13 protein-coding genes are annotated in these 9692 nt (G+C 61.6%); 3 read left to right on the top strand and 10 right to left on the bottom strand.

Translation table 11 applies throughout. The features are described from left to right. From AWB82_RS35760 to selD, 3 genes are all read right to left on the bottom strand, one after another. A partial coding sequence (locus AWB82_RS35760; RefSeq protein ID WP_143756982.1) for a hypothetical protein occupies positions 1-185 on the bottom strand: 185 nt, incomplete at its 3' end. Positions 186-335: 150 nt separating this feature from the next. After that, positions 336-1262: a cation diffusion facilitator family transporter gene (locus AWB82_RS35755; protein ID WP_086973976.1), complete on the bottom strand. Its 927-nt coding sequence runs from the start codon at positions 1260-1262 to the stop codon at positions 336-338. Positions 1263-1278: 16 nt separating this feature from the next. Then, positions 1279-2334: a selenide, water dikinase SelD gene (gene selD / locus AWB82_RS35750; RefSeq protein ID WP_086973979.1), complete on the bottom strand. Its 1056-nt coding sequence runs from the start codon at positions 2332-2334 to the stop codon at positions 1279-1281. Positions 2335-2863: 529 nt separating this feature from the next. On the opposite strand from selD, the gene AWB82_RS35745 reads away from it, so the two are divergent. Further along, positions 2864-3721 carry an alpha/beta hydrolase gene (locus AWB82_RS35745; protein ID WP_200818287.1) on the top strand — a complete coding sequence of 286 codons (858 nt, stop codon included), beginning with the start codon at positions 2864-2866 and terminating at the stop codon, positions 3719-3721. Positions 3722-4181: 460 nt separating this feature from the next. On the opposite strand, the gene AWB82_RS35740 is transcribed toward AWB82_RS35745, so the two are convergent. Further along, positions 4182-4757, bottom strand: coding sequence for a putative glycolipid-binding domain-containing protein (locus tag AWB82_RS35740; protein ID WP_086973978.1), 576 nt, complete (start codon positions 4755-4757; stop codon positions 4182-4184). Between the two features lie 234 nt (positions 4758-4991). Here AWB82_RS35740 and AWB82_RS35735 point away from each other — a divergent pair, with 234 nt between their 5' ends. Then, positions 4992-5414, top strand: coding sequence for a BspC domain-containing protein (locus AWB82_RS35735; protein ID WP_086973974.1), 423 nt, complete (start codon positions 4992-4994; stop codon positions 5412-5414). A gap of 6 nt (positions 5415-5420) precedes the next feature. Here the strand turns inward: AWB82_RS35735 and AWB82_RS35730 are convergent, their stop codons facing one another. Beyond that, positions 5421-5945, bottom strand: coding sequence for an RrF2 family transcriptional regulator (locus tag AWB82_RS35730; protein ID WP_086973973.1), 525 nt, complete (start codon positions 5943-5945; stop codon positions 5421-5423). Between the two features lie 407 nt (positions 5946-6352). Between AWB82_RS35730 and AWB82_RS35720 the strand changes: the two genes are divergently transcribed. After that, positions 6353-6574, top strand: a complete 222-nt coding sequence (locus tag AWB82_RS35720; protein ID WP_086973972.1) for a hypothetical protein — start codon at positions 6353-6355, stop codon at positions 6572-6574. Positions 6575-6646: 72 nt separating this feature from the next. On the opposite strand, the gene AWB82_RS35715 is transcribed toward AWB82_RS35720, so the two are convergent. From AWB82_RS35715 to AWB82_RS35700, 5 genes are all read right to left on the bottom strand, one after another. Continuing rightward, positions 6647-7438, bottom strand: a complete 792-nt coding sequence (locus AWB82_RS35715) for an anti-sigma factor family protein (RefSeq protein WP_086973971.1) — start codon at positions 7436-7438, stop codon at positions 6647-6649. After that, positions 7435-7959, bottom strand: coding sequence for an RNA polymerase sigma factor (locus AWB82_RS35710; protein ID WP_086973970.1), 525 nt, complete (start codon positions 7957-7959; stop codon positions 7435-7437). Before AWB82_RS35710 ends, AWB82_RS35715 begins: the two co-directional genes overlap by 4 nt. A gap of 46 nt (positions 7960-8005) precedes the next feature. Continuing rightward, positions 8006-8146 (bottom strand): hypothetical protein, encoded by a 141-nt coding sequence (locus AWB82_RS37835; protein ID WP_159462661.1) that lies wholly within the window; start codon positions 8144-8146, stop codon positions 8006-8008. A 98-nt stretch (positions 8147-8244) separates the two neighbouring features. After that, positions 8245-8625, bottom strand: coding sequence for a COG4315 family predicted lipoprotein (locus tag AWB82_RS35705; protein WP_086973969.1), 381 nt, complete (start codon positions 8623-8625; stop codon positions 8245-8247). A gap of 192 nt (positions 8626-8817) precedes the next feature. Continuing rightward, on the bottom strand, positions 8818-9692 hold an 875-nt coding region (locus tag AWB82_RS35700), incomplete at its 5' end, for an AraC family transcriptional regulator (RefSeq protein WP_143756981.1).

Below are 9692 nucleotides of genomic sequence, written 5' to 3'. Positions count from 1 at the left end.
ACCTGCGAGCGGCGCGCGGGATCGTTGAGCACCGCGACCGCATCGCGCGCCTGTTCCGGCGTCAGCGCGGCAACCGGCTGCGATGCGTGCTGCGCGGAGGCGGCTGCGGCGAAGGAGGACTGCGAAAAGATTGGAACAACGCTCGACACGACGACGAGCAGCACTGCAAGGAGCAATTTGCGCATGGGTCGGATGAAGATCTCGAAAATTTGAGGGACTCGATGCGGACGACGCGCACGACGTATGCTAACGCGATGTCGTCGACGCAGCAGAAACGGTCCCGGACAACCCTGACAGCGGTAGCATGCCGCGCTCCCGCCGCGGGCTGTGTGCGTTCAAGCGGCCGTCGGTTCGCCGCGATCGCGTGCGACATCGGGTTCAAAGAACACCCAGCGCACTTGTGGGAACGCACGCTGCAGATCGTCCTCGATGAGATTGATCGCATCGATCATCGCGCGGCCGCTTGCGTAGTCGATCAACTCGGCCTGTACCGCGACCACCACGTGCTTGCCCCATTGCAGCGTGATGAGACTGATGATGCGTTTTATCTCGGGACGCGCGCGCAAGTGCGCATCGATCGCCTTGCGTACTTCCGGGCTCGCGGATTCGCCGACGATCATAGACTTCACTTCACGCGCAACGAGAAACGCGACGATCATCAATAGCACGCCGACGCCGATCGAGCCGGCCGAGTCGTAGGCCGGATTGCCCGTGAGCATCGTCATGAGCACGGCGGCGAACGCGATCGCAAGACCGAGCAGCGCCGCGACATCTTCGCCCGCGACCACCAGCAATTCCGATTCGCGCGTCTCGCGAAACCATCGCCACAGCGTCTTGTCGGGCGCGCCCTTGCGAATCTCGCGCACCGCGCCCGCGAGCGAGAACGCTTCGAGCACGACGGAGACGCCGAGAATCACGAGCGCGACGACCGGATTCGACACGGGCTCGTGATGCATCAGCCGATGCGCGCCCTCGTACACCGAGAACGCACCGCCGACGAAAAACAGCAGCAGCGCGACGATCAGCGCGTAGAAATAGATCTCGCGCCCCGAGCCCAGCGGATGCAGCACGTTCGCGGGCGCCCGCGCGCGTTTGATGCCGAAGAGCAGCAACAGTTGGTTGCCGCAATCTGCGGTGGAATGGATGGCTTCGGCGAACATCGCGCCCGAGCCGGTGAACGCCGCCGCCGCGAACTTGCAGACGGCGATGCCGAAGTTCGCGGCGAGCGCGTAGAAAATAGCTTTCGGAGATTCTTCCTGCATGCGTTTTTATGTTTGATCAGCGCACATCGATGCGGCCCGGGCCGTCCACCATCTCGCCGATGACCGCCGCTTCGTCGAAGCCGTCCGCGCGGAAGATCGCGAGCACGTCGTCCACCGCTTCCGGCGCGCACGACACGAGCAGGCCGCCCGAGGTCTGCGGATCGGTTAGCAAGGCGCGGGCCTCGTCGCCTTCGACGTTCAATACGATGTCGTCGCCATATGCGCTCCAGTTGCGGCCCGATGCGCCCGTGTAGATGCCCGCGCGCACGAACTCACGCACGTGCGGCAGCCACGGCAGGTCGGCGTAACGGATGCGCGCCGTCAGTTTTGCGCCGCGCGCAAGTTCCAGCGTGTGACCGAGCAGACCGAAGCCGGTCACGTCGGTGAGCGCGTGCACGCCGTCGAGCTGCGCCAGATCCGCGCCGGGCCGATTGAGCTTGGTCGTCGCGTCGATCATCGCCTTGTAGCCCGCGGCATCGAGCTTGTCCTTCTTCAGCGCCGCCGACAGCACGCCGACGCCGAGCGGCTTGCCGAGCACGAGCACGTCGCCGGCGCGCGCGTCCGCGTTGCGCTTCACACGCGACGGATGCACGATGCCGAGCGCCGCGAGCCCGTAGATCGGCTCGACGGAATCGATCGAATGGCCGCCCGCCACGGGAATGCCCGCTTCCGCGCACACCGCTTCGCCGCCCTTCAACACTTGCGCGATCACTTCATGCGGCAACACGTTGATCGGCATGCCGACGAGCGCGAGCGCGAGAATCGGCTTGCCGCCCATCGCGTAGACGTCCGACAGCGCGTTGGTCGCGGCGATGCGGCCGAAGTCGAACGGATCGTCGACGATCGGCATGAAGAAGTCGGTCGTCGCGACGATCGCCTGCTCGTCGTTGAGCTTGTAGACGGCGGCATCGTCGGCGGTGTCGTTGCCGACGAGAAGATTCGGGAACGCGGGCAGCGGCGTGGCGCGCTTGAGCAGATCGGCGAGCACGCCGGGCGCGATCTTGCAGCCGCAGCCGCCGCCGTGGGACAGGCTCGTGAGACGCGGAGATGTGCTGGATGGAGTTGAGGTCATCGTCGGGTTGGCGCGCAGGGTCGAGTTCGATCGCGCCATTATCGCCTCTCGCGCGTGAAGCCGCCGCTCATCCGATTTGCGTGAAGGCCGGGATGGTCGAGCACGATGCGGTCGTTGTCCATGACGAGTTTCGGCGTGAAGCCCGTGTCGAACCCTTCAAAGCGATAACGCCGGTTCGGTTCTATGCATGTGTACGCCTGCGCCGCCCCACGGCGGTACGGGCACGTTCACCTGAATTTGCTCAAGCGGCGTCATGTGGATTGCAACGTGAGCCGCCGGAAATTATGGACAACTACTCATAGCCCACTCGTCAATTTGCTAATCATGCGAGACCCGGCAAGACGTCATGCAGTAAATCGGTATTCTTTATAACCCGCGCGTTTTCTGTCTATCTTGAATTAAAAGGCTGCTACATTCTGCCGCGGCTGGCTGGCGAAAACTTGCTGAGATAATTCGCGGTACCTGGCACTGTGCATAAAATCGCTATGGTAAAAAATGTTCGTATCAATTTCAAGAAGGGAAATTAATCATGATCGATCTAAATTTTGAAAATATTGACGTCCGAAACGTTCAATATGATGCCCGTGGTTCCGTGCCCAATTTCGACGCCCTTATGACGGAGTATCACGACGGATCAGAACGCGCAAAGTCGCGCACGGCGGGTATCTATGATCTGCATTATGGAATGGGCGCCGCCGAGCGTCTGGATTTGTTCCCGGCCCTAAAGCAGCCCGCGCCGCTTTTCGTCTTTATTCACGGAGGCTACTGGCATTCGCAGACTAAAGAAGACGCTTGTTCAATGGCCGACAACTTCACTCAGCACGGTGTCGCGTGCGCGACGCTTGAATATACGCTTCAACCTGAAGCGACGCTTGGCGAAATCGTACGCGAGGTGCGCACCGCTATCGCCTGGCTGTATCATAATTCGGCGCAGTTTGGCGTCGATCCCGAGCGTATCTTCATTGGCGGAAGTTCGGCCGGTGGCCACCTGTCGGGCATGCTGATCGCCGATGACTGGCAGCATCGTTTTCAGGTGCCGACTAACGTCATCAAAGGGGCATTGTGCCTGAGCGGACTTTACGATATTCGCCCGCTGTGTGAAACCAATATTAACGACTGGATGCGCCTCACGGCCGACCAGGCGCAGTTGTTGAGCCCCGTGTTTCATCTTCCGAAAAAAGAAAATGCGCCGCGCATTTTGCTGGATGTCGGTGCCAAAGAAACGACTGGGTTCAAGAACCAAACTCACTTCTATTACGAAGCCTGCAAGGAAAAAGGCTATGACGTCACTTTGCTCAATGACAAAGATAACAGCCACTTCTCGCTTCCTAATGAGCTGAACAGTGCCAGCAGCGACATGTTTAAGCAAACGATGGCTATGATCTAGAAATAATGCTGGAATGAGTATGCTTTTGAGAAATAATCTTTTAATCTATTATTATGTAAGTACTTAATATACAAGCATAACGAGATTTTGATTGGATTTTTCGCAAGCTTCAAAGCGAAGGGGATTTTATCCCTTTCGCGATAAATTATTAATTAAGGAGTATTGAGGTGTGTATGCATTGACAGTTTAATGCACCTTAATTATGAAAATATCCCCGTTATCACGTTGCCCTTCTATTTGATTTAATGATCCGCCTTGGTTAATGCATATTTAATTATTGGCATTAGACAAGGCTAGTCCTTGCTGACGAGAAAATTCGGAAAATGCGGGAAGTGGCGCCGCGCGCTTCCGCAGATCGGCGAACATGCCGAGCGCGATCCGCTGCCGCCGCCGCGGGACAGTGAGAAATGGTATCGATCGTGAACAAAATGTCGTGCGCTGAATCGGGCAATAGGCGGCGCTATCGCCGCTCGCCCCCACTGACGCGCTTGAAGAGACCCGGATAGTCCAGCACGAGGCCGCTCTCGTCCACCGTGATATCAGCCGTGAAGTCCGTATCGAGCCCCTCGTACCGGTAACGACGATTCGGCTCGACGCACGTATAAGCCTGCTCCGCCGCGCTCACGGTCAGTTCCGGCACGCGCACGTAGACCACGCGGATCACGCGCCGCTCGCCGCGTTCGAGTTGCAGGCGGCGGATCGGCAGCGTGTTGGTGAAAGGCGTCGCGGTGATGTCCACGTCGATGCAGCCGCGAAGCGATTCCTGCGGCTCGCCGTGCGCATCGGTCCATGCGTGTGCGTCGCCGTTGTTGCCGTCTCTGCGATGCAGATCGAGCGATGCGCCGCCCGCCAGCTTCAACGCGAGCCGCGTGACCTGCCAGCGCGCATCGCATTCGATGCGGTAAACGAGGCCGAAGGCACGCGCTTCGTCGTCGCCCACGACCGCGCTTTCGATCACGACGCCATCGCGCGTCTCGTTCAGAACGAGATGCTCCAGTCCCGCGCCGTCCTGTTGCGACCATCGCACCGCTTTCATCGCGCGCCTCGTCAGCGTGTTCGTCGGCATAAAAGGATACATCGCGCCGCGCTATGCTTTCGATTGGCATTCGACATGCGCGAATCACTCGACGCCATAAAACATCACACGGTATACTTCGCGCCACTTCCGCGCAGGCGCGCGCCGCACTTCAGCGCCAGTCACGCGATCCGTGCTCCGGCGATTCGCGCTCTGCCCGACCGTTCCCGAACGCCCCATTTCATCGCCCATCGCATGAAGAACATTCTTGCTCCCGCCTTGTTCGCGCTCGCTTTGTCGGCGTCGATGTTTCAACTCGTCCACGCGCAGGAAACGCCGGACGTGCCGGAGGATTATTCGTATCTGACCAGGCTTCGCGTGCCCGATGCCGTCGCGCAATGCGTCGCTGCGTTCGATCGCTGGGTGGAGAACGCACCGAAGTACGACACGCTCATCGTGCCCGACCGCCGCGTGCTCTCCGCGAAGATCGACGCCGATACTACGATCTTCAGTGTCGGAAATCCGATTCCGGTCGATCAGGTCATCGTGATGCGCGCGTTCGCGAAGGCGCGCGGCAAGGAACAATGGACGCGCGTGGATAGCCGCTGCGGCGTGCGCGATGGTCACGTGGTCGGCGTTTCGCTCACGCCGAACATGAAGCCGAAGATCGTCCGCTAAGGTGTTTCAGTGCTTCGCCGCGCGCCGCTGATGGGTGCGTTCGTCGAGCCATTTGACGACCTGCGGCCCGAATGTGCGCGGCGCCTTTGCATGCATGCGGCCCGCGAGATCCGATAACCGATCCGCCGCAAGCGCCTCGCGCATGCGCTTCTCCGCGTTCTTCATCACTGCGTGAACGGCGCATACGCCGCTCGTCGCCCAGGGCGGCGCGTCCTCGCCGAACACCGCGCAGCGCGCACGAATCTCCCTGCAATCGAAAAGCGGCTTGTCGCCGTCGATCGCGTCCACGACGTCGAGCACGCTGATCTCCGTCGACGGACGCGCGAGCGCAAAGCCGCCGCGCGCGCCTTCCGTCGCGACGACGAGCCCCGCCTTGTGCAGCTTCGTGAAGAGCTTCGCGACGTACTCCGCAGGCACGCCCTGCAATTCGGCGAGATCGCGCACGCTCGCCTCGCGCACGCCGTGCGGCGGCTCCGCGAGATAGAGCATGCAGTGCACCGCGTACTCGACGCCCGTGCTGATGTGAGACATAGCCACTCCGACAATTTGAATCGTAGTTCAGGATAACGTGTCGCGTGGCCGCGTGCAACGGGCGCGCTGCGCGTCGCTGGCGCTTTATGGACGCCGATCGCAAATATTTCCGGTTACACGTTTGCTTACAAACGAACACGGCTTGTCATTTTGCGAACCGCTACATTGGTCTCCATGGATTCACACGGAGAAACTCATGAAGAAGCTAGCGATCCTTGCAGCGTTGGGCGTGTTGTTGAGTAGCGCGCTATCGGGCTGCATTGTCGTGCCGGACGGTGGCGGTTATCACCATCATCACGATTATTACCGCGACTGATCCGTTCCGAATCACGCAGCGGATTTCAACGAAACTGCTACCAGTTGAATCGCGGTTTCGTTCGCAAGCAAACGACCAAGGAGCACATATCATGAACAAGACGAAGAAAAGCCTGCTGATCGCTTCCCTTGCCGCCGCGCTGGGCATGGGCCTCGCAAACGTCGCTTCCGCGGACGTGCATCACGACGCGCCGCATCGGGTGACGGTCGGCTGGCATGGCGAGCGCTACTGGGACGGTCATCGCTACTGGCAGCGTCAGGAGTGGGAGCGCCATCATCACCATGTCGCGCCGCCGCCGCCGCATCGCTACTAATGAACACGGCAGCACAATGAGAAAGGCCGCAACGACACTTATCGTTGCGGCCTTTTTCGTCGATTCGCGGGCTCACCAGCTCTTCGGATCGCCACCCAGTTCCTTGCATGTGTCATACGCAATCGCCTGCAACTTGGCCTCGCCGATCTGCCCCGAGAGCGCATAACCGACGCGGTCCCACGCCCAGTAGAACGTCGTGCGCTGCCCGTCTTTCAGCGTGCGGATCTTGCTGTCGTTGCGCCTGATGGTGGCGGTCGTCATGTAGAGCGTGAGGCGCTCGCCCGCCGCGTTCTGATACATGAACTGTGCGGCCGGCCCCTCCTCGTCCGGCAACAACCGTCCGCCGACGAGCTGAAAACCGTACTCCTCCAGCGACGGAATCGTCACCGCGCGATTCAGCCGCTTCGACAGCCACGTGACGAGATGATCCTGCTGCGACGCCGCCACTTCCACCGCGTGCCGCTGCTCGGGCGCATACACGGCATACGCGATATCCGCGCGCTCCGCGAAGCGCGGTTGCTCGCCGAGCGTGGGCAGGAGCATGTGCATCAAAAATCCGCACGCGACACCGACGACCAGAAAGCATGCCGCGATCAGATAACGCTCGCGCGAGCGTGGCCGCAGGCGCACGATCTGCGGCTCGCTCTGATCGGCGAAGAGCGCGCGCAGCGCATCGTCCTGCGCGCGATACGCGGCGACGGTCACCTCGCTCGCGGGATCGTTCGCGATGCGCTCGGCCACGGCGTCGCGCTCGTCGCCGTGAAGTTCGTCGTCGATGAAGGCGGACAGCGCCTGCAGGTCGCGATCGGGTTTGGGGGGACCCATTCGGTCGCCGCCTTCGGACGGACGGTCTTGGCTGTTCATGAGCGGCTCACCACTTTCAGCGACGACGGCGACGCCTTGCGGCCCGGTTCCTCGCCGAGCAGAACGCGCATGTGCTCCCGCGCTCTCGACAAGCGCGACATCACGGTTCCGGTCGGCACGTTCAACACCACGGATGCCTCCTGATAACTCATATCCTCGACGCACACGAGCAGCATCACCTCGCGCTGCTCGACCGGCAGACAGTAAAGCGCGCGCTGCACGTCGCGCAGCACGAGGCCATCGACTTCGCCGCGCGGCGCGGCCATCTGCCGCCAGGGCGCGGTTTCATCGTCGACCGCGATATCGCGGCGGCCGCGCAACTGATCGATATACAAATTGCGCATGATCGTGAACAGCCACGCGCGCAAATTCGTGCCCGCGCGGAACGACTTGACGCGATTGAGCGCGCGCTCGGTCGCGTCCTGCACGAGATCGTCGGCCCAGGCGCGATCGCCCGTCAGCGCGCGCGCGTAGCGACGCAACTGCGGCAAATGCGCGAGGAGATCGCTCTCGAAGCTCAAGACCGTGCGCCCGCTTGCATGCGAGAAGCGCCAAGGGCGTTCGCCATCAGTAGCTGCCTCCGCCGGCCGGCCCGCTCGGCGAGCCTGACGAGCCCGGCCCACTTTGCGTGCCGCTCGCGCAACCCGCCGCACCCAGCGCGAACCCGAGCGCGATCAGGAGCGCCATCACGCCGATCGATCGTTTCATGGTCGTTACCCGTTGATTCATAGACTGGCAGGCCCGCCGATTTATTCCGCGAACCTGCCCCTGCTGCGAAGTTTCTTTCAGATTGCGCGCGAAGAAGCTCAGGGCTTCACGACGTGCCAGACGTCGCGAAAGTTGTCCCCGTTCTTGTCGCCGGGCTTCGTGTCCTTCGAGAAGCGATAGACCCGCTTGCCGTCGTAAGCCCACTGCTTGCCGCCGTCGGCGGTTTCCGTGGTCCATTTTCCGGCCGGCTTGTCGGAGTCGCTCGCCATCGCGGCGGGCCAGGCTTGCGCGCAGCCGCCGCTGCACGCGCTCGGGCCGCCTTTCGTGTCTTTGTCGAAGGTGTAGAGCGTCATGCCGTTTTCATCGACGAACATGCCGTTCGATTCTTTCGGCGCCGCAGCATAGGCGGACGACGCGAGCGAAGCGAAAGCGGTGGCGACGGTTGCGGCAGCGGCGAACATCTGGATGCGCTTCTTCATTTCATCTTCCTTGTTGTAGAAGTATCCGTAGAACGTTCGTAAGCGCTGCACTATTCCGCGGACGATGAAATAAATCGATGCGGCAGCGCCGTCGCATCGCCACTCGGCAATCCATTCAAGACCATTCGCGCGCGCCTTGCCAGGGGTTCGTTGAAATTTCGTCGCTCGGGCGCAGGCGTCGCGTTTCGTGATTCATGCGCTGACGCTGGCGGCGGTCGCCTCGCGCCAGCGGCGCGTGTCGCGCAGCGGCGGCGCGCCGAAGAGGCGGCTGTACTCGCGGCTGAACTGCGACGCGCTTTCGTAACCCACGCGATGCGCGGCGGTCGCGGCATCGACGATATCGAGCATCATCAGGCGGCGCGCCTCCTGCAGCCGCAACTGCTTCTGATACTGCAGCGGGCTCATCGCGGTGACGGCCTTGAAATGATGATGCAGCGACGACACGCTCATGTGCACGTCGCGCGCGATGTCCTCGACGCGCAATGGCTGGTCGAAATGCTGGCGCAGCAACTGGATTGCCTTCGCGATGCGCTGCGTTTGACTGTCCTGCAGCGCGATCTGCCGCAGTCGCGCGCCCGATCCGTTCATCAGCAGGCGATACAGAATCTCGCGTTTCACGAGCGGCGCGAGAATCGGCACGTCGTCGGGCGTGTCGACGAGCCGCAAAAGCCGCAACACGGCGTCGAGCATCGAGTTGCCGAGACGGTTCACGTATAGGCCGCGCGACGCGTCCGTCTGCATGGCGGGCGGTAGGCTTTCGTCCTGTATCAAGGACGTGATTTCGTCGACATCGAGATCGAGCCGCATGCCGAGATACGGCTCGGACTCGCTTGCCACCGACACCTGTCCGCACACCGGCAGATCCACCGACGACACCAGGTAGTGCATCGGATCGTAGATATAGACCTCGTCGCCGACCATGAGGCGCTTGCTGCCTTGCGCGATCAGCGCGAGCGCGGGCGTCTGGATGCCGTGCTTCGGCCCGCCCGGATTCATGATGCGATGCAGGAACAGGCCCGGTACCGGCGTTTCGATCGAGCCTTCGCAACCGGCGGTGAAACTGTCTC

Origin of the sequence: Caballeronia glebae (genome assembly GCF_001545035.1) — a bacterium.
Classification (GTDB): domain Bacteria; phylum Pseudomonadota; class Gammaproteobacteria; order Burkholderiales; family Burkholderiaceae; genus Caballeronia; species Caballeronia glebae.
Note: the sequence above shows the minus strand (reverse complement) of the source record. Positions and strands in the feature narration are given on the sequence as shown.